19 protein-coding genes are annotated in these 22126 nt (G+C 50.9%); 14 read left to right on the forward strand and 5 right to left on the reverse strand.

Annotated features, from left to right (window positions below; all coding sequences use genetic code 11):
- The first annotated feature begins 219 nt into the window (after positions 1–219).
- Genes gpmM through ACOTY9_RS18240 form a run of 3 tightly spaced genes read left to right on the forward strand, consistent with a single transcriptional unit; the run spans position 220 to position 3993 of the window.
- Positions 220–1764: a 2,3-bisphosphoglycerate-independent phosphoglycerate mutase gene (gene gpmM, locus ACOTY9_RS18230; RefSeq protein ID WP_045281321.1), complete on the forward strand. Its 1545-nt coding sequence runs from the start codon at positions 220–222 to the stop codon at positions 1762–1764.
- 33 nt (positions 1765–1797) lie between these two features.
- Positions 1798–3057, forward strand: coding sequence for a murein hydrolase activator EnvC (gene envC, locus ACOTY9_RS18235; RefSeq protein WP_230278613.1), 1260 nt, complete (start codon positions 1798–1800; stop codon positions 3055–3057).
- Positions 3058–3060: 3 nt separating this feature from the next.
- Complete coding sequence (locus tag ACOTY9_RS18240) at positions 3061–3993, forward strand: divergent polysaccharide deacetylase family protein (protein ID WP_047026796.1); 933 nt, start codon at positions 3061–3063, stop codon at positions 3991–3993.
- Here the strand turns inward: ACOTY9_RS18240 and ACOTY9_RS18245 are convergent, their stop codons facing one another.
- Positions 3994–4794 carry a glycosyltransferase family 2 protein gene (locus ACOTY9_RS18245; RefSeq protein ID WP_180253874.1) on the reverse strand — a complete coding sequence of 267 codons (801 nt, stop codon included), beginning with the start codon at positions 4792–4794 and terminating at the stop codon, positions 3994–3996.
- A gap of 315 nt (positions 4795–5109) precedes the next feature.
- Between ACOTY9_RS18245 and ACOTY9_RS18250 the strand changes: the two genes are divergently transcribed.
- Entirely contained in the window at positions 5110–6210 is a 1101-nt protein-coding gene (locus ACOTY9_RS18250; protein ID WP_047026819.1) for a glycosyltransferase family 9 protein, read from the forward strand.
- Between the two features lie 69 nt (positions 6211–6279).
- On the opposite strand, the gene ACOTY9_RS18255 is transcribed toward ACOTY9_RS18250, so the two are convergent.
- From ACOTY9_RS18255 to kbl, 3 genes are all read right to left on the reverse strand, one after another.
- Positions 6280–7860, reverse strand: coding sequence for a phosphoethanolamine transferase (locus ACOTY9_RS18255; protein WP_047026794.1), 1581 nt, complete (start codon positions 7858–7860; stop codon positions 6280–6282).
- A 164-nt stretch (positions 7861–8024) separates the two neighbouring features.
- A complete protein-coding gene (gene tdh, locus ACOTY9_RS18260; RefSeq protein WP_047026793.1) occupies positions 8025–9050 on the reverse strand; it encodes an L-threonine 3-dehydrogenase in 1026 nt (341 codons plus the stop codon).
- A gap of 9 nt (positions 9051–9059) precedes the next feature.
- Positions 9060–10256: a glycine C-acetyltransferase gene (kbl, locus tag ACOTY9_RS18265; RefSeq protein WP_014882000.1), complete on the reverse strand. Its 1197-nt coding sequence runs from the start codon at positions 10254–10256 to the stop codon at positions 9060–9062.
- A gap of 215 nt (positions 10257–10471) precedes the next feature.
- On the opposite strand from kbl, the gene rfaD reads away from it, so the two are divergent.
- Genes rfaD through ACOTY9_RS18295 form a run of 6 tightly spaced genes read left to right on the forward strand, consistent with a single transcriptional unit; the run spans position 10472 to position 16669 of the window.
- Positions 10472–11404, forward strand: coding sequence for an ADP-glyceromanno-heptose 6-epimerase (gene rfaD / locus ACOTY9_RS18270; protein WP_014881999.1), 933 nt, complete (start codon positions 10472–10474; stop codon positions 11402–11404).
- A 2-nt stretch (positions 11405–11406) separates the two neighbouring features.
- Positions 11407–12453: an ADP-heptose--LPS heptosyltransferase RfaF gene (gene rfaF / locus ACOTY9_RS18275; protein WP_248197438.1), complete on the forward strand. Its 1047-nt coding sequence runs from the start codon at positions 11407–11409 to the stop codon at positions 12451–12453.
- A 3-nt stretch (positions 12454–12456) separates the two neighbouring features.
- Positions 12457–13440: a lipopolysaccharide heptosyltransferase RfaC gene (gene rfaC, locus ACOTY9_RS18280; RefSeq protein WP_023336550.1), complete on the forward strand. Its 984-nt coding sequence runs from the start codon at positions 12457–12459 to the stop codon at positions 13438–13440.
- Positions 13441–13443: 3 nt separating this feature from the next.
- Positions 13444–14553, forward strand: coding sequence for a glycosyltransferase family 9 protein (locus ACOTY9_RS18285; protein WP_023331727.1), 1110 nt, complete (start codon positions 13444–13446; stop codon positions 14551–14553).
- 5 nt (positions 14554–14558) lie between these two features.
- On the forward strand, positions 14559–15467 hold the full coding sequence (locus ACOTY9_RS18290) for a glycosyltransferase family 2 protein (RefSeq protein ID WP_348566019.1): 909 nt from the start codon (positions 14559–14561) through the stop codon (positions 15465–15467).
- Complete coding sequence (locus ACOTY9_RS18295) at positions 15455–16669, forward strand: O-antigen ligase family protein (protein WP_248197447.1); 1215 nt, start codon at positions 15455–15457, stop codon at positions 16667–16669. The genes ACOTY9_RS18290 and ACOTY9_RS18295 overlap by 13 nt, the downstream gene beginning before the upstream one ends.
- A 24-nt stretch (positions 16670–16693) precedes the next feature.
- Here the strand turns inward: ACOTY9_RS18295 and ACOTY9_RS18300 are convergent, their stop codons facing one another.
- On the reverse strand, positions 16694–17650 hold the full coding sequence (locus ACOTY9_RS18300; RefSeq protein ID WP_032629639.1) for a polysaccharide deacetylase family protein: 957 nt from the start codon (positions 17648–17650) through the stop codon (positions 16694–16696).
- 150 nt (positions 17651–17800) lie between these two features.
- On the opposite strand from ACOTY9_RS18300, the gene rfaQ reads away from it, so the two are divergent.
- The 4 genes from rfaQ to ACOTY9_RS18320 are packed head-to-tail and all read left to right on the forward strand — an operon-like array spanning position 17801 to position 22099.
- On the forward strand, positions 17801–18871 hold the full coding sequence (gene rfaQ / locus ACOTY9_RS18305) for a putative lipopolysaccharide heptosyltransferase III (protein WP_023331724.1): 1071 nt from the start codon (positions 17801–17803) through the stop codon (positions 18869–18871).
- Positions 18868–19995 carry a glycosyltransferase family 4 protein gene (locus tag ACOTY9_RS18310; RefSeq protein ID WP_032635315.1) on the forward strand — a complete coding sequence of 376 codons (1128 nt, stop codon included), beginning with the start codon at positions 18868–18870 and terminating at the stop codon, positions 19993–19995. The genes rfaQ and ACOTY9_RS18310 overlap by 4 nt, the downstream gene beginning before the upstream one ends.
- Before the next feature lie 2 nt (positions 19996–19997).
- Complete coding sequence (locus tag ACOTY9_RS18315) at positions 19998–21098, forward strand: glycosyltransferase (protein ID WP_023331722.1); 1101 nt, start codon at positions 19998–20000, stop codon at positions 21096–21098.
- A gap of 11 nt (positions 21099–21109) precedes the next feature.
- Entirely contained in the window at positions 21110–22099 is a 990-nt protein-coding gene (locus tag ACOTY9_RS18320; RefSeq protein WP_014881989.1) for a glycosyltransferase, read from the forward strand.
- The last annotated feature ends 27 nt before the right edge of the window (positions 22100–22126 follow it).

A 22126-nucleotide genomic window follows, 5' to 3' on the forward strand; every position in this document is an offset into this window, starting at 1 on the left:
TAAAAAAACCAGGACAGGAGTATACCTGTGCGTTCTGGCAAATACAGCCAGCGACCCTAACCTAATCCATTTTCTGCGGCATGCCACCTAAAAAAATGCCTCAAAATGGTCCGGTCAGCGCCTTGCCCCTGCGCTTTCTTTGATCTTCTGCGGCTATTTGATCGATTCAGCTGTAGTAAAATTACGCAAATTTTGACTCTTGAGCATGAGGTTGTTGCAATGTCGGTTTCTAAAAAACCTATGGTACTGGTGATTCTGGATGGCTATGGCTACCGTGAAGACAGCCAGGATAACGCTATTTTCAGCGCAAAAACCCCGGTGATGGATGCGCTGTGGGCGAAACGTCCCCATACCCTGATCGATGCATCCGGTCTGGAAGTCGGCCTGCCAGATCGCCAGATGGGCAACTCTGAAGTCGGTCACGTAAACCTGGGCGCGGGCCGTATCGTCTATCAGGACCTGACCCGTCTGGATGTCGAAATCAAAGAACGCACCTTCTTCGCGAACCCGGTTCTTTGCGGCGCGGTAGATAAAGCCGTTGCGGCAGGTAAAGCCGTTCACATCATGGGCTTGCTCTCCGCGGGCGGTGTACACAGCCACGAAGATCACATCATGGCGATGGTTGAACTGGCCGCCGAGCGCGGTGCAGAAAAAATCTATCTGCACGCCTTCCTGGATGGTCGCGATACGCCACCACGCAGCGCAAAAGGCTCTCTGCAAGCCTTCGAAGAGAAATTTGCCACACTGGGCAAAGGCCGCGTCGCCTCCATCATTGGTCGTTACTACGCCATGGACCGCGACAACCGCTGGGATCGCGTTGAACAGGCCTATGACCTGATGACCCTGGCAAAAGGTGAGTTCCAGTTCCCGACTGCCGTTGAAGCCCTGGAAGCCGCATACGCACGTGATGAAAACGATGAATTCGTGAAAGCGACCGTGATTCGTGCTGAAGGCCAGCCCGATGCCGCCATGGAAGATGGCGATGCGCTGATCTTCATGAACTTCCGCGCTGACCGCGCGCGTGAAATCACCCGTGCTTTCGTCAACAGCGACTTCGACGGTTTTGCCCGTAAGAAAGTGGTAAACCTCGACTTCATCCAGCTGACCGAATACGCGGCAGACATCAAAGCCCCATGCGCGTATCCACCAGCCTCGCTGGCTAATACCTTCGGCGAGTGGATGGCGAAGAATGACAAAACGCAGCTGCGTATTTCCGAAACCGAAAAATATGCGCACGTGACCTTCTTCTTTAACGGCGGCGTGGAAGAGCCGTTCAAAGGTGAAGAGCGCATTCTGATCAACTCACCGAAAGTCGCGACTTACGATCTGCAGCCAGAGATGAGCTCTGCTGAGCTGACTGAAAAACTGGTCGCGGCCATCAAGAGCGGCAAGTACGACACCATCATCTGTAACTACCCGAATGGCGACATGGTCGGTCATACCGGCGTGATGGAAGCCGCCGTGAAAGCGGTTGAAGCACTGGATCACTGCGTTGAGCAGGTTGCAAAAGCGGTTGAGTCCGTAGGCGGTCAGTTGCTGATCACCGCTGACCACGGTAACGCGGAACAGATGCGCGACCCGGCAACGGGCCAGGCGCATACCGCTCACACCAACCTGCCTGTTCCGCTGATTTATGTCGGTGATAAATCACTGAAAGCAGTGGAAGGCGGCAAGCTTTCTGACATCGCGCCAACCATGTTGTCGCTGATGGGTATGCCGATCCCTGAAGAGATGACTGGTAAGCCGCTGTTCATCGTGGAATAATCCCTCCCCATGAGGGGAAAGGCGATTTTTTCAATCACATGGGTCGTGAAGCCGCTTAGGTTATCAGTCAGACCCCTGCTTTGCGCCAGCGCACTCAGCGCTGGCGTATTGCTGTGCGCCGCATCCGCCCACGCGGACGATCGCGACCAGTTGAAATCCATTCAGGCGGATATCGCCGCTAAAGAGCGTGCGGTACGCCAGCAACAACAGCAACGCTCCGCCCTGCTCGCCCAGCTTAAGCAGCAGGAAGAAGCTATTTCGGCCGCAGCCCGTAAGCTCCGTGAAACGCAAGATACCCTCGCTCAGTTGAATAAACAGATCGACGAGATGAACGCGTCGATTGCCAAACTGGAGCGCCAGCGTGATGCACAGGAGCGCAATCTTGCCGCACAGCTTGATGCCGCTTTCCGACAGGGTGAACACACCGGCCTTCAGTTAATCCTCAGCGGTGAAGAGAGCCAGCGCGGTCAGCGTCTGCAGGCCTACTTCGGTTATCTGAACCAGGCGCGTCAGGAGACCATTGCGCAGTTGAAACAGACGCGTGAAGAGGTCTCCACCCAAAAAGCTGAGCTGGAAGAGAAGCAGAGTCAGCAGCAGACGTTGCTCTACGAACAAAAAGCGCAGCAGGCGAAACTTGAGCAGGCCCGTAACGAGCGCAAGAAAACCCTTTCCGGTCTTGAGTCCTCCATTCAGCAAGGTCAGAGCCAGCTGAGTGAAATGCGTGCCAACGAATCAAAACTGCGTAACAGTATCGCCCGTGCCGAAGCCGCGGCGAAAGCGCGTGCCGAAAAAGAGGCCCGCGAGGCGCAGGCTGTCCGCGACAAGCAGCAGGAAGCCTCCCGCAAAGGTACCACCTACAAACCAAGCGAAAGCGAACGTTCCCTGATGTCGCGTACCGGCGGTCTGGGTTCCCCACGCGGTCAGGCCTACTGGCCCGTTCGCGGTACGCTTCTGCATCGTTATGGCGAACAGCTGCAGGGTGAGCTACGTTGGAAAGGGATCGTTATCGGTGCGTCTGAAGGTAGTGAAGTGAAAGCCATTGCCGATGGACGAGTGATTCTGGCCGACTGGCTGCAGGGTTACGGTCTTGTGGTAGTGGTTGAGCACGGTAAAGGCGACATGAGTCTTTACGGCTACAATCAGAGCGCACTGGTCAGCGTTGGCACACAGGTGCGCGCAGGCCAACCCATCGCCCTTGTGGGCAGCAGTGGCGGTCAGGGCCGCCCGTCACTCTATTTCGAAATTCGTCGTCAGGGTCAGGCGGTCAATCCACAGCCGTGGTTGGGAAGATAAGTTTTGCTTCAATTTCGTCGAATGGTTCTCTCCGTCGTCAGCGCGCTGGCGCTGGCTGCACCGGTATACGCAGGTAAACTCGCGATTGTGATTGATGACTTCGGTTATCGTCCGCACTATGAAAATCAGGTGCTGGCGATGCCGCCAGCCATCTCTGTCGCCGTCCTTCCGAATGCGCCTCACGCCCGTGAGATGGCGACCAAAGCCCACAACAGCGGACATCAGGTCCTCATCCATCTGCCAATGGCACCGCTCAGTAAACAGCCGCTGGAAAAAGATACGCTTCGTCCGGATATGAGCAGCGATGAGATCGAGCGCATCATCCGTGACGCTTACAACAACGTGCCGTATGCCGTTGGCCTGAACAACCATATGGGTAGCGCGATGACCTCCAGCCTGTACGGCATGCTAAAAGTGATGCAGGCGCTGGAACGCTACAACCTCTACTTCCTCGACAGCATGACCATCGGCAACAGCCAGGCGATGCGTGCCGCTCAGGGAACGGGAGTGAAGGTGATCAAGCGCAAGGTGTTCCTGGATGATACTCAGAACGAGGCCGACATTCGCGCGCAGTTCAATCGCGCCGTGCAGCTCGCCCGACGCAATGGTTCAGCCATTGCCATCGGCCACCCGCATCCTTCTACGGTGCGCGTTCTGCAGCAGATGTTGCCGACCTTGCCACCAGATATCACACTGGTACGTCCGAGCGATCTGCTCAATGAGCCGCAGGTCGATACGTCTCGCCCGGGTAGCGCACAACCACCCGCAACGCAGCCGCGTAACCCGTTCCGTGGCGTGAAGAATTGCAAGCTGAAACAACCGCCTGAACCGGTGCATGCAACCCGCTTCTTCGCGGTCATCAGCGAAAGCGTGAGCCAGAGTACGCTGGTGCAATACTTCCAGCACCAGTGGCAGGGATGGGGTAAGAAATTATAACTATTTTATAAGGTGAGAGTCCGTATGCTTCCGGGCAGCGGACTCCTTTTCATCCTGATACTGATACCAGGCTTTAAAGTATTTTAAAAAGCTGTACAGGGTGGCATAGACCCCTGTAACCACGCCAACTTTTCCCTGGCGCCATGCTCCACTAAATAAATACCATTTAAAGAAAGCCCCAATAGCACTCACCACACCACGTGCGATTGAAGGCCTGAGCATCTGGTATTTTACGACTCGCGTAGTATAGACATTTAGCTTATTAAACACTTCATGCAGGGAATAGAATGTGTCATGCCTGACATGGCCTGGTATACGCATAACCCGGACCGCACCTACGGCCTTATCATCCACTGGTCGATTGTTAAATCTGACATTCTGACGGTTGAACAATCTTAATGGAAAATCTGGAGAAGAAATCGGATAGATGGTTCGCGTTCGTTCACCTAAGACATACCAGTAGCGTGACAGACTCCATCCGCAATCGGGGGATGGCTCATCTCCAGACTTTAACGCCAGGATATAGTGAATCGTGTCTTCATCAAGTATTTCGTCGCTGTCCATACACAACACCCAGTCGTTAGATGAGCGGGAAATGGCAATATTCATCTGTTCACCGTGCATTGCATACGGATGGAATATTGGCGTAATGCCATATTCCTGAAGAATAACTAACGTCTCATCTGAACTACCAGAATCTACAGCAATAAACTCATCTGCAATACTCATTAACGGGGCTAAAACTTTATGTAACAAGCGAGCAGAGTTGTATGTCAAAAGACATACGGTTAGTTTAAACATGTGGTCTCCTGAACTCAGCGAAGTCACTCATGACAAGATAGTGCCAGGTATCAGTATTGTCACCTCCGAATCTGTACCTCGTTTATTATTTTTTATGAAAATGCTGGCATAGCCATTTTGATCAATAAAGAAGCTCTATACCACGTTAGTCATCCAGAAGAAACGACGAAACTCACAAAGCGACATAAATCCTTAACCCTATGTTAATCAAGATAAAAAACTCACCCCGACATGCTATTCCTTCAGTCATTCCTTTTCGTTGGCGTTAAGATTATACTACCCACAGAAAAATGCTTAATCTGGTTTGGCGTGGTTATGAAAAAAATAATTGGTTATCTAAAGGAAATTAACAGGCAGCGAAACTATAAAACTAAAGAGTTAAAAAGACGGTTAACGTTGCTTTCATTATCGCGACAGTTACACGATAAGCGACAAGAAAAAATTGATGTTTCCAGCGTTAAGAGAATTCTTTTCCCTTTCGTTGATCTCGGAATTGGCGATGCGGTATGTCACACAGGAACATGGCGTAACCTGAAAGATGCAGGGTATCAGCTTCAAGTCATTGTTGAAGAGAGAAATCGCGATCTCTTTGAGAAGATGACAGACATTGATGAAGTTTATGTTGTTGATATCAATAATATCAGTGCAATGAAAGATATTGAGACAGACCTGGTCATAAGCCATTATTCATGGATGAAAAGGAAGGAATTATTTAACATCCAAATTTTGGCTAAAATTCATTATAAATATGCGATCGGGTTTGGTGGTTGGCTGGATAAACCTTATAACTTAATGTTACCCGTTAGCCCTGAGTTCCACATCGTCCATCCCCAAAAGAAAATACTTAACGCATTGAACGTTAAGCCAGCATCTCTTAACTACTCCCTACCTCTCCTGCCAGAACATGATGATTTTATTGAAAATTATCTACAACCTCATGCAGGGAAGAAGATCGTTGTGCTTAACCCGTTCGCGAGCGTCGCGGAACGGAGTCTTTCACAACCTCAACTGGAAAAACTGGCTAATGGGATTGTTCAGTGCCCGGATACTCAAGTCTTTATCATTGGTGAGGGTAAAAAGCTGGTAGATCTTGCCTTTGATAATGAGAAAATCACTATTTGTCGCTTTAAATCACTTTGGGATGCCATCACGCTGATCAAAAAAGCTGATTTGGTGGTCTCGGTTGATACAGCCATCGTTCATATAGCCTGTGCGTTCGATAAAAAACTTATTGCCATATATTTTTCAATGCTACTAGATCACAATAAAAACTTTGAGGGCAATACTATTTTCGCGCCTATTGGTAAAAACTCAGAGCAGCTAATTTTTGATAAGCGCCAAAACAAAATTAACATTGATGATATTTCGTCAAAAGTACTGAGTAAACTTGCCTACGATAAGCCTGCTAAGCAATAACAAGGGGGCTCAGCCCCTTTTTATTGCTTTGTATTCTCGTTCTTTGAGTAAATAAAGAACGTGTTCGTGTTAATGTATATTGCTCCAGTAATAGGTCTTGCCTGTTGTATCCAGTACTGAGACATTCTTATCGTAACCGTCAAGCCAGGATGGTAACGACTGGAAAGGTTGCTCCTGACGATGGATCCCCAGCCACAGTTCAGCAAGGGTATTAACATCATCAGCAGACCAGGTAGTATTATACTCTCCGGTGTATTGCTTATCTTTTTTAACCTGATGCCCATACCAGATAAACACAGGGATATGCAGGGCCTCTCGGGGAGGATTCACATTGCCGTGGGAGTAAACTACAGCACGCTGCGGATTACGAATCAAACCATGATCGGAGAAATACATGACAGATGAACGCGAATTGTCCAGCATACTAAACATCTTACCCATCAAAGTATCTGTATATCGTACCGAGTTATCATAACAGTCATCGGCCTCACTACCCCCATGCAACACCGCCTGGTTTGCCGGAAAACGTACACACGATGGTTCATGACTGCCATATAAATGCAAGACGATCACTTTTTTGCCTGGAGCTTTTAGGGCATTCTGCAGCAAAGGCAGCAGATCTTCATCGTAACCTCCGTCGATCCATTCATGTTGTTTCGAATTCATGGCAATCCCGGTGATAACGTTATTATGCGCCCCACCTTTTCCCTGACGGCTAAACCAATAAGTTTCATAACCCGCTTTGTTGGCAATATTTATAACATTATCACTATACTTTCGCGGATCTCGGATATTCACTTTATCAGCGGTCATGGCCAACGGTACGGCCATTATCGTGACCGGCGCTGGTGCTACAGCATTACGAAACAGTAAAAGTTGCGATTTTTGCTTTTCCAGCTCCGGCGTAGTATCTCGTTGATAACCATAAATACCCATATTCACCGCTCGCTCAGACTCACCGATCACCAGCACATAGTTATCAATACCTGTATCCGTAAGCGTGAGTTTGTAATCAGGAATGTTATTACCGATATTAGCAATGACCGCGTTATCTTCGATAGCCTGCATAAAAACTTTTGCCGTACTGACTGGTGTCGCCTGAACCACACGCTGTGCCAGACTTTCGACACTACTTTTCCTGAGCTGATGCTGTAAAGCCTGACCATAGAAAGCCAACAACGTAACGCTAAGGGCAATAGCAGGCCAGCGACGAAAACGCGGTGCAACAGGCCATGTACCCGTATTGGCGGTATAAATAAAAAAAGCAGACAATGTGATAAAGATAATGCATTCGCGCCAGTACAAGTTGAGCATTGAAATTGCTTCATCCGGTGCTGAATGAATTATACTCATTGCAAACCCATAACTAAATGCAGAATCAAAATTTCTCCATGCAAATAACTGGAGAGAAATATCTGCCGCAACTGGAATAAGTAGCACAATCGCCAGCATATTTCTTATAAATTTATTACTTATACACTTCAGCATTAATAACATCAGCAAGAAAACAAGCGCCCTGTTAATTACTAAATTATATCTGGCATGTAATATATTTACTGCAATAAATATAAAAAGGGATATTGCTAGATTTAAAAAAGAGGTGAAACGTGAAGCTGTATCAACCAACCTCAGCGAAAAGTGTGTGGACATAATATTTTAACGAGCCTGACAGCATCTTCCTGGCGTAATTATCATTAACAGATGACAGGAAAACAAAGAGTGGTATTTAATTGAAATTAAACAAGAAAATTCTGAAAAAATCAAGCTACCAAAAAAAGCACTGGCACCCGTTCATAGGGTGCCAGCAAACGGGTTTAATCCCAGCTCAGGATCACTTTCCCAGACTGGCCTGAACGCATCGCGTCAAAGCCTTTCTGGAACTCATCAACTGAGAAGCGGTGAGTAATAATCGGGGACAGATCCAGACCTGACTGAATTAATGCCGCCATCTTGTACCAGGTTTCGAACATTTCACGGCCATAAATGCCTTTGATGAACAGCCCCTTGAAGATGACCTTGTTCCAGTCGATAGACATATCTGACGGCGGAATACCCAACATCGCGATACGGCCACCGTGATTCATGGTGTCGAGCATGGTGCGGAACGCCGGTGGCGCACCGGACATCTCCAGACCTACGTCAAAGCCTTCGGTCATGCCCAGCTCTTCCATCACGTCGGTCAGACTCTCTTTGGAAACATCCACCGCGCGGGTGACGCCCATTTTACGCGCCAGCGACAGACGGTATTCGTTCACGTCGGTGATCACCACGTTACGCGCGCCCACATGCTTCGCCACGGCTGCCGCCATAATGCCAATGGGGCCCGCGCCAGACACCAGCACATCCTCACCCACCAGGTCGAAGGAGAGTGCCGTGTGTACCGCGTTACCGAACGGGTCAAAGATGGAGGCCAGATCGTCAGAGATATTGTCCGGGATTTTGAACGCGTTAAACGCCGGGATCACCAGGTATTCCGCGAAGCAGCCCGGGCGGTTTACGCCCACGCCAATGGTATTACGGCACAGGTGCGTACGCCCGCCGCGGCAGTTGCGGCAGTGGCCGCAGGTGATATGGCCTTCACCGGAGACGCGGTCGCCAATCTGGAAGCCTTTGACTTCCTGACCAATGCCAACCACTTCACCCACATATTCGTGACCGACAACCATCGGGACCGGAATGGTTTTCTGTGACCACTGATCCCAGTTGTAGATGTGAACGTCAGTACCGCAGATGGCGGTTTTACGAATTTTGATCAGCAGATCGTTATGACCGACTTCCGGCTCCGGCACGTCGGTCATCCAAATCCCTTCTTCCGCTTTCAGTTTGGATAACGCTTTCATCACACGTCCTCAGGCAATTACGCCCAGCTGTTTGCCGATGCGGGTAAAGGCTTCCACCGCACGTTCAATTTGTTCAGGCGAATGCGCCGCAGACATCTGGGTGCGGATACGCGCCTGGCCTTTTGGTACCACCGGGAAGAAGAACCCGGTGACATAAATCCCTTCTTTCTGCAGTTCACGAGCAAATTGCTGCGCCACGACCGCATCACCCAGCATCACCGGGATGATGGCGTGATCGGCACCGGCCAGGGTGAAACCTGCGGCGCTCATTTTTTCACGGAACAGACGGGCGTTCGACCACAGGCGATCGCGCAGCCCCGCGCCGGACTCCACCATCTCCAGTACCTTGATGGAGGCGGCAACAATGGCCGGCGCCAGGGAGTTGGAGAACAGATACGGGCGGGAGCGCTGACGCAGCCATTCAACCACCTCTTTACGCGCAGCGGTATAACCACCGGACGCGCCGCCGAGCGCTTTGCCCAACGTACCGGTGATGATATCCACGCGGCCCATCACGTCACAGTATTCGTGGGAACCGCGGCCATTTTCGCCGACAAAACCGACCGCGTGAGAGTCATCGACCATGACCAGCGCGTCGTATTTATCCGCCAGGTCACAGACACCTTTCAGGTTAGCGATCACACCGTCCATGGAGAACACGCCGTCGGTGGCGATCAGCACGTGGCGAGCACCCGCTTCACGGGCCTCTTTCAGGCGCGCTTCCAGTTCAACCATGTCGTTGTTGGCGTAGCGGAAACGCTTCGCTTTACACAGGCGTACGCCGTCGATGATGGAGGCGTGGTTCAGGGCGTCGGAGATAATCGCATCTTCTGCGCCAAGCAGGGTCTCAAACAGACCGCCGTTGGCGTCGAAGCAGGAGGAGTAGAGAATCGCGTCTTCCATTCCAAGGAAGCTCGCCAGCTTTTGCTCAAGCTGCTTGTGGCTATCCTGGGTACCGCAAATAAAGCGTACGGAGGCCATACCGAAACCGTGAGTATCCATGCCGTTTTTCGCTGCGGCAATCAGCTCAGGGTGATTCGCAAGACCTAAGTAGTTGTTCGCACAAAAGTTGATCACATGGCTGCCGTCGGCAACGGTGATGTCCGCCTGCTGAGCAGACGTGATAATACGCTCTTCCTTGAACAACCCTTCCGCACGTGCGGTGTCGAGGTCGCTGTTTAACTGTTTGTAAAAATCACCACGCATTGCAATTCTCCAGACTCGGCAAATTTCGGGACATATTACCCAAACCTATAGTTCATGACGAGATGACGCAGTATCTCTTGTCGTTTTTGCAGCATAAATCACGTGTACCCCTACCGCATATCGGTGAATGGCTGAAGACAGGGCATTGTGATGATATGATAGAAACATTAGCGTTCGGGATTGTCCCCGGACTCCACACTTCAAAGGTTACCGTTATGATCATCGTTACCGGCGGCGCAGGCTTTATCGGCAGCAATATTGTTAAGGCTCTCAATGACAAAGGCATCACCGACATCCTGGTGGTGGACAACCTGAAAGATGGCACCAAGTTCGTTAACCTGGTGGATCTGAACATCGCTGACTACATGGATAAAGAAGACTTCCTTATCCAGATTATGGCAGGTGAAGAGTTTGGCGAGATTGAAGCCATTTTCCACGAAGGTGCGTGCTCATCCACCACCGAGTGGGACGGCAAGTACATGATGGACAACAACTATCAGTACTCCAAAGAGATCCTTCACTACTGCCTGGAGCGTGAAATTCCGTTCCTGTACGCCTCTTCTGCTGCCACCTACGGCGGGCGTACCTCAGACTTCATCGAATCCCGCGAATACGAGCAACCGCTGAACGTCTACGGTTACTCCAAATTCCTGTTCGACGAATACGTGCGTCAGATTCTGCCAGAAGCGAACTCCCAGATTGTCGGCTTCCGTTACTTCAACGTCTACGGGCCGCGCGAAGGGCACAAAGGCAGCATGGCGAGCGTGGCATTCCACCTGAATACCCAGCTGAATAATGGCGAAAGCCCGAAACTGTTCGAAGGCAGCGACGGCTTTAAGCGCGACTTCGTCTACGTGGGCGATGTGGCTGCAGTCAACCTGTGGTTCTGGGAAAACGGTGTGTCCGGCATCTTCAACCTGGGGACTGGCCGCGCGGAATCCTTCCAGGCAGTGGCAGACGCGACGCTGGCGTACCACAAAAAAGGCAGCATTGAGTACATTCCGTTCCCGGATAAGCTGAAAGGCCGCTACCAGGCGTTCACCCAGGCAGACCTGACTAACCTGCGTAAAGCTGGCTACGACAAGCCGTTCAAGACCGTTGCCGAAGGCGTAACGGAATATATGGCCTGGCTGAACCGCGACGCGTAAGTATGAGAATTCTGGTGATCGGCCCGTCATGGGTGGGCGACATGATGATGTCGCAAAGTCTCTATCGCACGCTCAAGGCGCGCTATCCCCAGGCGATAATCGACGTGATGGCACCCGCGTGGTGCCGTCCGCTGTTATCGCGTATGCCGGAAGTGAACGAGGCGATCCCGATGCCGCTCGGCCACGGTGCGCTGGAAATCGGCGAACGCCGCAAGCTCGGCCATAGCCTGCGCGAGAAGCGCTACGATCGCGCGTATGTCCTGCCGAACTCTTTCAAATCTGCCTTATTGCCCTTCTTTGCGGGTATTCCGCACCGTACCGGCTGGCGCGGTGAAATGCGCTACGGCCTGCTGAACGACGCGCGGGTGCTGGACAAAGAGGCCTGGCCGCTAATGGTGGAGCGCTACGTGGCGCTGGCCTACGACAAAGGCGTGATGCGCAGTGCGAAAGATCTGCCGCAGCCGCTGCTCTGGCCGCAGCTTCAGGTTAATGACGGCGAGAAATCCCAGACCTGCAACGCGTTTGGTCTTTCGTCTGAACGCCCGATGATTGGCTTCTGCCCTGGTGCGGAGTTCGGTCCGGCAAAACGCTGGCCGCACTATCACTATGCGGAGCTGGCAAAACAGCTGATCGACGAAGGCTATCAGATTGTGCTGTTTGGCTCGGCAAAAGACCACGAAGCAGGCAATGAAATTCTCGCCACGCTCAGCACAGAGCAGCAGGCCTGGTGCCGAAACCTGGCCGGGGAAACGCAGCTCGAACAAGCTGTTATTCTGATCGCCGCCTGTAAAGCCGTGGTGACCAATGATTCCGGCCTGATGCACGTCGCTGCCGCGCTGGACCGCCCGCTGGTCGCGCTGTATGGTCCAAGCAGCCCGGACTTCACGCCGCCGCTGTCGCACAAAGCGCGCGTCATTCGCCTGATTACCGGCTACCACAAGGTGCGCAAAGGCGATGCCGCAGAAGGCTATCACCAGAGCCTGATCGACATCACGCCGCAGCGTGTTCTCGAAGAACTCAACGAACTGCTGTTGAGCGAAGAAGGGTAACGGATGCGGGTATTGATCGTTAAAACCTCCTCTATGGGTGATGTTCTGCATACGCTGCCTGCGCTGACGGACGCGATGCAGGCCATTCCGGGCATCCGTTTTGACTGGGTGGTGGAAGAAGGCTTCGCGCAGATCCCTACCTGGCATGAAGCAGTAGACCGCGTGATCCCGGTGGCCATTCGCCGCTGGCGCAAAGCATGGTTCTCCACACCGATTAAAGCCGAGCGCACCGCCTTCCGCGAAGCGGTTCAGGCGCAGCGTTACGACGCGATCATCGACGCGCAGGGGCTGGTGAAAAGCGCCGCGCTGGTGACGCGTCTGGCACACGGCGTAAAGCACGGCATGGACTGGCACTCCGCCCGCGAGCCGCTGGCAAGCCTGTTCTATAACCGTCGCCACCGTATTGCAAAACAACAGCACGCGGTGGAGCGTACCCGTGAACTGTTTGCAAAGAGTCTTGGCTATGTAAAACCGGAATCCCAGGGCGACTACGCCATTGCGCAGCACTTTTTGCGCAATACAGACCCCTGTACTCAGCCTTATCTTGTCTTCCTCCATGCCACAACGCGCGACGATAAACACTGGCCGGAAACGCACTGGCGAAGACTGATTGAACTAATGCAACCTACCGGGATCCATATTAAACTGCCCTGGGGCGCTGAACATGAGCGACAGCGTGCAGAACGTCTGGCCTCCGGTTTTTCGCACGTTGAGGTATTGCCAAGACTCACGCTGGCGCAGGTGGCCGCAGAACTGGCGGGGGCGAATGCCGTCGTTTCCGTGGATACAGGATTAAGCCATTTAACCGCAGCGCTGGATCGCCCGAATATTACGATATTCGGCCCGACCGATCCGGGTCTGATTGGGGGCTACGGCAAAAACCAGCACCAGATGGTCAGCCCAACGCAACACACGAAGGATATTAGCGCAGATGCTATTTTTTCATTTTTACAGGGCAGCCATCGGCTTTCTGACAGGGATATTTAACCCATGAGTTATGTATTTCTGCTGATTTTACTCTTTCCGGTGAAACTCATCCGAAAGCTGTTTCGCAAAGACACAGGTAAAAACCTGGTTATTCAGACAGCAAAAATCGGCGATTTTGTTAATGCAACGCCCCTTCTGGCATACCTGCAAAAAAGCGACGTACTTATTAGTCGCAGCGTAGGTGCACTGGCGAAGCATGATGAGACGATCGACGAGATTTTTTTCATCGAACAGCATAAGCGTAACCTGTGGCGAAAGCTCTGCTTTGCCTGCCGGATCATGAACCGCTATGACAATGTGTATCTTCTGCAGCCTAACAGCGTAAATCTTTTTTTTGCCTCCGTTTGTAACGCCAAAAACAAACAGTTCTTAAGCACATACACACGCAGGTGGTATCACGGAATTTTCTATGCAACGGCAGACGGCACCGTTGAACACGGCAAAAAGACATTGTCGGTGACTAACTATCTCAAGCTTGCCGACCGCACGCTGACCTGGAAAGACTCACCAAAGCACGCCACCAGACCACTTTTTAAACCCGCGACATATCCGGCAATCCTTGATAAACCCGGCGTGATCCGCATTGGCATCAGTATTGCCGCAGGAAATAAAGCGAAAACCGTCCCGCCGGGCATCTGGAAGCGGATTGCCGATCATCTCGCCGACCTGCCCTGCGAGTTTTATGTGTTTGGCGCCCCGAACGAACAATCGTGGATGGATGATATCACCCGCGCGTATGGCGAATTGCCCAACTTCATCAATCTGATTGGCAAAATTTCGCTTGAAGAACTCCCGTGGGCCATTTCAAAAATGGATTGTTATATCGCGTCCGACTCAGGAAATGTCTACGTTGCCGACGCGGTGGACGTGCCGGTAATCTTACTGTTTGGACCCTGTTGCCACTATGAACAGCGTCCGCTTGGCAACGTACTGTTGGTTGGGAATGATGACAATATTTGCTCGTATGTTTTTGAGACTCGCTATTACTTCTCACAAAGCCGGGAAGAACTCTTCTCTGTAACAGATGAATCGCTGGACAACATTAGACATTTCATTTGCGCGTTACCAACGGCTAACGCGGCCGCATATACCGTTGATGCCCAGGGAAACTAATTGTTATGGCTTTTCTAAGCATCATTATTGCCGCACATAACGCCCAGGACACGCTTGACGCAACGCTACAAAGCCTGCAAAACGCGATTGATAATGCGGGCGATGATGTAGAAATCATTATCTTTAATGACAGTTCCAATGATTCCACACAGGATATTATTGAGACGTGGTTGCCAAAGCTTCCGAATGCGCAATCCCGATACGTTGAGTACCGTAACGTCGGTCATGTTCGAAACAGCGCACTCTCTCTGGCGTCAGGTGAGTACATTACCATGCTGGATAGCGATGACCGATTGAAACCGTGCAGCATCCGGGACGCCGTGGCATTTCTGCAAGCACAGCGGCCTGATATGCTCCTGACGCGCCTGCTGGAAATACGCGATACGCAAAAAATCACCGCTGACTGGCATGGGTTCTCTCCCGTTGCTTTATCACAACACGAGGCAATAACGCGTTTCCTGCAGCATAAAGACTTTCAGGCGCACCTCATCGGGCAATTCGTTCATCGGAAGCTGTACGAAAGCAACCCGATCCCTTCAATGGTCTGTTATGAAGATTTCGCCGTGTTTCCCGGCATGCTGATGCAATCGAGTAAAATAGTCTATCAGCGGAAGGGGCACTATTATTACATCAAACGTAACGATAGTTTATCGAGCCGTCTTGACGCCAGTAAAATCGCTACGCTTGTAGAATGCACATTACAGATAGAAAAGATATTCCCGCAATCATTCAGGCATCTCATTAATTGCCACTGGTTTGATATTTACAGTAACCATCGACAATATCTGACCGACGCGCAACTCAAACTGGTTATGCAACGAGTAAAAGCACTTTATTCGTTCTCTTTTTTCTTCTCCAGCGATGTTCGTTTCAGCTACAAAAAAAGGGTTATTGAGGCATTATGGAAAAAGTAAAACTGCGGCTCTATCAACTGACGCTTATTTTGAGCCTCATTTCGCTTGCGCTGGCGTTACTGAGCTCAGGGAAACAGCGTGAATTCTTCTATATTGCGGTTTATGCCAGCATTATCGGCCTGGCGTTCGAATATAAAAGAATCACCCTGCGCCCCTTTTCCATTGCACTGCCCATTATGCTGATTGGGTTGCTCAATCTTATCTGGTATATGACCTATGAATACCATAACGAAGGCTTGAACGCTTATAGCGATTACCTTGGCGCCAGCAAGAAATTGATTTTGGCGAGTATTCTCGTTTTCTATCTTGATCGGTTCAAATCTTATATTGATAAAAAAGCTTTTCAGAAATATTTCTTGTATGCCTCTGGTGCAGGGTTTGTCCTTGCCACTGGCTATGGTTTATGGCAAGCGTCTCAGGGTATGGGACGTATCGAAATGGCAATAAATAGAGCGACCGTGACGGCCTATGTTTACTCTGTACTGTCACTGGCGTTTGTATACAGTCTTTATCTTCAGAAAAATAGAAAGCTGTATGTGGCCGCAGGACTCACCATCTTGATATCTTATTTCGTCATTCTTTTGACGGCTACGCGCGCCGCAATGGGATTATATTTGCTCCTGGCGATTGTACTCACACTCTACCACTTCAGAAGAATCCATTTGAAATCAACGCTAATTTTCTTATGTATTGTGGCAGGTATAGTGGTTGTAAGTTACAAGCCGTTAATTCTGCCTAAGATACAACAAACACAAACTGAAATAGAACGTTATCAAAAAGGATATGATGCCACCTCACTCGGCGCACGTTTTTCTATGTGGAATGTGGGTATTCAAAATGGACTTGCCCATCCTTTGGGACAGTCAGTCGAGGACCGTGAAGTCTGGACACAGCAATATGTGAAAAATGGGCATCCACACCTCGCCGCAGCACTCAAATTTATCAGGGTACATTTGCACAACGAGTTTATTGAAAAATACTCTCTGCAGGGGATCCCCGGGCTGGTAATATTATTCTTTTTCTATATCTCGATGATCGTGTACGCACTTAAGAATAAAAATGGTCTGCTACTGACGACCATGCTTCTTTTATTGCTCTATGGTCTGACGGACGTCATTTTGTTGAGCTCAGAGGCGCTCATCTTCTTTGTCACCGTGTTTGCGCTGAGTACACTCTTTTCACAAACCAGACAGCGCCAGTAAGTGATAATGCCCGCCATGCGGGCATTATTTTTTCTTGTGTTGATAAAACTCCGCCAGCGTCATCCCCACCGTCTTGTCGGATAACCAGCTAAACAGCGCTTCCAGATCCTGGTATAACCCCTCGATCGCCGCCTCGTCCTTAAACGTAGGACTGCCCCCGGGCATAAATTCCGACGAATGGAGCATAAACTCGACGTAATCATTTCCCTGAGAAAGGCATTGCTGCGCAACCTCAATCATCTGCGACGCATTACCACCTGTCGGACGTAACCAGTTCACAGAAGGTGAGCGGTATTTACCACGAAGACGATCGTAACCCTGTTTGATCGTGTTCAGCCAGGCAGGATGTTTATACTGAATGCTCATTGGCACTTCGAGTAAAGGGCTCGTGCCCGCCCGGGAAATGTCGTTAACGTCAATAAAGTAGGCACGGTCCGGAAAATGTTGGTAATCCGTCCCACCATGGCCTTGCGGAGCCCCCTTCGCATTGCGCCAGTTCACTCGCGGCGTCACCGAGCAATCAACCTGATACCCCAGCTCAATCAGTAACCTGGCATAACGGCTATCAAACGCCCAGCGCCCGGCGCGGTGGCTTAACATTTTGGTCTGGAACGTCTCTTCCAGCAGGCGGGTCATGAACAGCACTTTCTCGCGCATCACCTCGTCTGAAAATTCAATCAAATAAGGCTGCCAGCGCCAGTCATCACCCGTGAGATCGTGCTCAGGCGGGCTATTCCATGCGTGGAGGTGCATGCCCACCTCCCCCTGGCCGCGAGCGATCACGTCCCTGGCGAAGTCGATGAAAACGGGCTCGATCGCCATCTCATAGTTTGTCAGCCACACGGGCTTAAAGCCGAAACGTTCACACAGCGTCTGGAACCGGGCCAGATAGCGCGCGTTTTCCGTTTTAATGACGCGGTGGTTCTGCCAGAGATTATCGCCCTCAGTATCAATCGTGATGATAAACGCGGGTTTTTTCATAATGAGTCCGCAAGACAGGGAAGTTAGCGCTATGTTACGCACTCTCCAAACCATCAGTAAACCCTTGCTGGGAAATTCCTGAGATTATGGAGAAAGAGTGCAAGTCGCTATCAGGTCTATTAGAATTGCCAACAGTACAACGCCGATAAGATGATGATGAATAACTTACCTGACACGCCTGATTTGCGCATTTTACTGATCAAACTCCGCCATCATGGCGATATGTTATTGACCACCCCCGTCATTGATTCATTACGTCAACACTGGCCACACGCGCAAATTGATGTGCTGTTGTATGAAGAAACGCGCGACATGCTCGCCGCGCATCCGGCAATTGGCACCATTTATGGAATCGATCGTAAATGGAAGCACCTGGGCACACTCAAGCATCTACAAAAAGAGTGGCAGTTGCTGTGTGCGTTAAGGAAACAACATTATCATCTGGTGATTAACCTTGCCGATCAGTGGCGTAGCGCTATTGTCACCCGCTTCACCGGCGCGCCGGTTCGTCTCGGATTTGCCTTTAACAAACGCAACAATGCATTCTGGCGTTTTTGTCACAGCGATTTAGTCTCCGTTGCAAATCACCAGTCTCTGCACACCGTCGAGCAAAACCTCTCCATTCTGTCTCCATTACAGGTCGCGGCGCAGCCCGCCGTCACCATGGCCTACAGCGCAGATGACTGGCACTTCGCCCGCCAACAGCTGGAGAAAAAGGGTGTGAGTGATAACTATATCGTGATTCAGCCAACATCCCGCTGGTTCTTCAAATGCTGGGATGAAGACAAAATGGCGCAAACTATTACCGCACTGCAGCAAGATGGGCATACCGTCGTACTCACGGCCGGGCCGGATAAAAAAGAGATGGCGATGATCGATCGCATTCTCGCCGCGTCACCGAAGACCGGCGTCGTCTCGCTGGCCGGTCAATTAACGCTGCGCCAGCTTGCAGCGCTTATCGATCATGCCTGCCTGTTCATTGGGGTTGATTCGGTTCCGATGCATATGGCCGCCGCGCTGCAGACGCCCTGCGTGGCACTCTTTGGCCCTTCCAAACTGACGTTTTGGTCTCCGTGGCAGGTCAACGGCGACGTTATCTGGGCTGGCGACTTCGGCCCGCTCCCCGATCCGGACGCCATTGATACCAACACTAAAGAGCGCTATCTCGACGCCATTCCCGTGGATGCTGTCGTCTCTGCTGCAAAGAGATATCTGTCATGAAACACCATCGTCTGGCGATTGTGCGCCAAAAATATCGTCCTGATGGCGGAGCGGAACGGTTCGTCTCCCGCGCGCTCACCGCGTTAAGCAACCAAAATCTTGAGCTGAATGTCATCACCCGTGAATGGCAGGGAGAAAAGCAGGACGACTGGCATATCCACATTTGCGATCCGCGAAAGTGGGGCCGCATCAGCCGCGAGCGTGGTTTTGCTCATGCCGCACGTGAACTGTGGCAACAACAACAGTTTGATATTGTGCAAAGCCACGAGCGAATCCCGGGCTGTGACATCTACCGCGCAGGCGATGGCGTCCACCGCCGCTGGCTACTGCAGCGTGCACGCATTCTACCCGCCTGGCGTGCAAAGATGCTGATGGTCGATCGCTATCACCGCTATGTGATGCATGCCGAACGAGAGATGTACCAGGCACCGGAACTCAAAGCGGTTATCTGTAATGCGGAGATGATCAAACGCGAAATTGTCGAAGATTTTGATATTGACGCAAAAAAAATACATGTAATTTATAATTCTATTGATTCCAGCCGCTTCGTTCCGGCTCAGGAGGCACAACGTGCCGCGTTGCGTCAGCAATTTGGTTTGCCAGCCGATGCCGTAGTGTTCTGTTTTGTCGGCTCCGGGTTCGAACGAAAAGGCCTTGCCAGCGCCATACGGGCTATCGCTGGAACAGCGGCATGGCTGATTGTGGTTGGACAGGATAAAGCAGAACGTCGTTATCGCGATCTTGCCCGTTCACTCGGCTGCGAAGGGCAAATCCGTTTCCTGGGGATGCAAAAAGAAACGCTTCCTTTTTATCAGCTATCCGATGGTTTACTGTTGCCAACGCTGTATGATCCCTTTCCTAACGTCATTCTTGAAGCAATGGCCTGCGGTTTACCCGTCATTACTTCAGAGAGTTGCGGAGGCGCTGAATTTATTCAGCAAGGCCAGAACGGATTTTATTGCGACGCCCTTGATATCAAGACATTGAAGGAAGCGATATCCGCCATTCCTTCTCTGGAAAAAAATTACAATATGGGACGCGCGGCACGGGAACGTGTGAAAGACGCCACCCCCGAAAAACTGTCAAGTCAGCTTATTTCGCTTTATCAAAAATTACTGGATTAAAAATGCGCATCCTAATGATTATTGATGGTTTACCCGGTGGGGGAGCTGAAAAAACGGTTCTTACACTTTCCAGTGGATTGATAGAAATGGGACATCAGGTCTCTCTCTTCTCCCTGCGGAAAGTGTGCGATTACGCCATCCCGGAAGGCATTGATTATCAGGTTGTTCAGGATACCTGCAAAAAACCGTGGCGAAAGCTGACGGAGATCCCACGCCGCGCCCATCTGCTGGATCGGGCTATTGAGCGGGCTGAACGCAGCGGAAAATTTGACGTTGTGTTCTCTCATTTGCACAAAACCGACCGCATTGTTGCACACTGCCGTGCGCTGGAACGCGATAAAGTCTGGTTTTGCGTGCATGGCATGTTCTCGTTCTCCTATTTGCGCCATCGCCGCGGGCTTTCTCGCTGGTTTAAGCATCTTAAAATTCGTCATACCTACGAAAATCGTAATGTTGTCGCTGTTTCAGGCGCCGTGTTGAAAGATCTTTCAGAGACGCTGGCGCTCACGCTTCGACGCAAAGCGGTAATCCATAACCCGTTTGATATCCCTGAAATTCAGCGTCTGGCTGATGCCCCCTTTGAAATGCAAGGGAAGGATTACATCATTCATGTTGGCCGCTTCCATGAGCACAAACGTCACGATCGGCTTTTACGTGCGTTCGCACTGAGTCAACTTGACACTACACTGGTCATGATGGGCAATGGATCCGACGCCAAAATCCAAAAATTACAGCAGCTTGCCAGAGATTTGGGTATTGAAAACAAAACGGTTTTCCGCCCATTCGACGCCAACCCCTACCCCTGGATAAAAGGGGCGCGGCTCTTAGTGTTAAGTTCTGACTGCGAAGGTTTTGGTAATGTGCTGGTCGAATCCATTATCTGCCAGACCCCGCCGGTCAGTACAAATTGTCCAGGAGGCCCCGCTGAAATCCTCACGGGAGACCTGGCGCGCGGGCTGTCAGAGTTAAACGACGAATCACTGGCAAAAACGCTGGTCGATATTTATACCTCCCCGCCGGTCGTTGGCGGTGCAACCATTGCGTCGTTCGGCATCAATGCCATTTGCCGGCAATATATTGCTTTGGTAGACAATCAAAAATAATCAGGTTTCTTATGCAAAATTCAGCGCCATTATTAAGCGTGGTGGTTGCCGTATATAACGGTGAAGCTTTTCTGGATCAGTTCTTTACCTGCCTTGTGAATCAACGCATCGACAGCATGGAAGTCATTATTGTCAATGACGGCTCTACTGACCGTTCGATGCAGATCGTCGAAAGCTGGCGTGAAAAATTGCCGCAGTTGCAGGTGATTGAACAGCAAAATCAGGGCGTATCCATCGCGCGTAATACCGGCCTGGCCGTAGCAACGGGTCAGTATCTCTCTTTCCCGGATATTGATGATGTCTTCAAGCCGGGCATGTACCAGCGTCTTCTGGATATGGCCGTCACGCAGGATTTGGATGTCGCGACCTGCAATGGGAACTACGTCTGGGAAAACAACAAGAAACCCTCTCGCCCTATTTTCCCTGAAGATAAACTCGCCTCGACGGATGTCATGACTGGCCCGGCGTGGTTAAAGAAGGCGCTGGATTCACGAAAGTTCCTGCACGTCACCTGGTTAAACATCTATCGCCACGACTTTATTCGTAAACACAGTTTCCATTTTGAACCCGGCCTTCGCCATCAGGATATTCCGTGGACGACCGAAGTGCTGCTTGCCGCGGAACGCGTTCAGTACACCAGCGAACGCTTTTATGACTACTACATTCACTCTGCTTCGGTATCGCATACTCCGGATAATGACGACACGCTGATTCGCTCCGCTCGTCATTACATGAAAATTCTGCAGATGCTTGACGCCATTAACCAGCGTTACCCGGATAAAGTGAAAAATATCCCGGCTTGCCACTGGCAAATCGCCAAAGAGGGGCTGGGGATCATTCACACCTTCGACAACATGAAGGATGAGGCGAAGAAGACCATGATTATCAAAGAGTTCTTTGATACCGGGATCTGGAAGCTTATCTGGAAAAGTGCTAAAAGTCCGCGTTTGCGCTGGCGTCTGGGTCGACGCTACTTCCGTTTAAAACGGTATCTGGCATAAGAGATAGCTTTAGCACGCTTAAATGCT

Source organism: Enterobacter cloacae complex sp. SHL012 (assembly GCF_049237505.1).
GTDB lineage: Bacteria > Pseudomonadota > Gammaproteobacteria > Enterobacterales > Enterobacteriaceae > Enterobacter > Enterobacter kobei.

Bases quoted from the DNA above. Each gene is read 5' to 3' on its own strand.
- gpmM (WP_045281321.1), top strand. From the start codon at position 220: ATGTCGGTTTCTAAAAAACCTATGGTACTGGTGATTCTGGATGGCTAT.
- ACOTY9_RS18245 (WP_180253874.1), bottom strand. From the start codon at position 4,794: ATGTTTAAACTAACCGTATGTCTTTTGACATACAACTCTGCTCGCTTG.
- ACOTY9_RS18250 (WP_047026819.1), top strand. From the start codon at position 5,110: ATGAAAAAAATAATTGGTTATCTAAAGGAAATTAACAGGCAGCGAAAC.
- ACOTY9_RS18255 (WP_047026794.1), bottom strand. From the start codon at position 7,860: ATGTCCACACACTTTTCGCTGAGGTTGGTTGATACAGCTTCACGTTTC.
- tdh (WP_047026793.1), bottom strand. From the start codon at position 9,050: ATGAAAGCGTTATCCAAACTGAAAGCGGAAGAAGGGATTTGGATGACC.
- kbl (WP_014882000.1), bottom strand. From the start codon at position 10,256: ATGCGTGGTGATTTTTACAAACAGTTAAACAGCGACCTCGACACCGCA.
- rfaD (WP_014881999.1), top strand. From the start codon at position 10,472: ATGATCATCGTTACCGGCGGCGCAGGCTTTATCGGCAGCAATATTGTT.
- rfaF (WP_248197438.1), top strand. From the start codon at position 11,407: ATGAGAATTCTGGTGATCGGCCCGTCATGGGTGGGCGACATGATGATG.
- rfaC (WP_023336550.1), top strand. From the start codon at position 12,457: ATGCGGGTATTGATCGTTAAAACCTCCTCTATGGGTGATGTTCTGCAT.
- ACOTY9_RS18285 (WP_023331727.1), top strand. From the start codon at position 13,444: ATGAGTTATGTATTTCTGCTGATTTTACTCTTTCCGGTGAAACTCATC.
- ACOTY9_RS18290 (WP_348566019.1), top strand. From the start codon at position 14,559: ATGGCTTTTCTAAGCATCATTATTGCCGCACATAACGCCCAGGACACG.
- ACOTY9_RS18295 (WP_248197447.1), top strand. From the start codon at position 15,455: ATGGAAAAAGTAAAACTGCGGCTCTATCAACTGACGCTTATTTTGAGC.
- ACOTY9_RS18300 (WP_032629639.1), bottom strand. From the start codon at position 17,650: ATGAAAAAACCCGCGTTTATCATCACGATTGATACTGAGGGCGATAAT.
- rfaQ (WP_023331724.1), top strand. From the start codon at position 17,801: ATGATGATGAATAACTTACCTGACACGCCTGATTTGCGCATTTTACTG.
- ACOTY9_RS18310 (WP_032635315.1), top strand. From the start codon at position 18,868: ATGAAACACCATCGTCTGGCGATTGTGCGCCAAAAATATCGTCCTGAT.
- ACOTY9_RS18315 (WP_023331722.1), top strand. From the start codon at position 19,998: ATGCGCATCCTAATGATTATTGATGGTTTACCCGGTGGGGGAGCTGAA.
- ACOTY9_RS18320 (WP_014881989.1), top strand. From the start codon at position 21,110: ATGCAAAATTCAGCGCCATTATTAAGCGTGGTGGTTGCCGTATATAAC.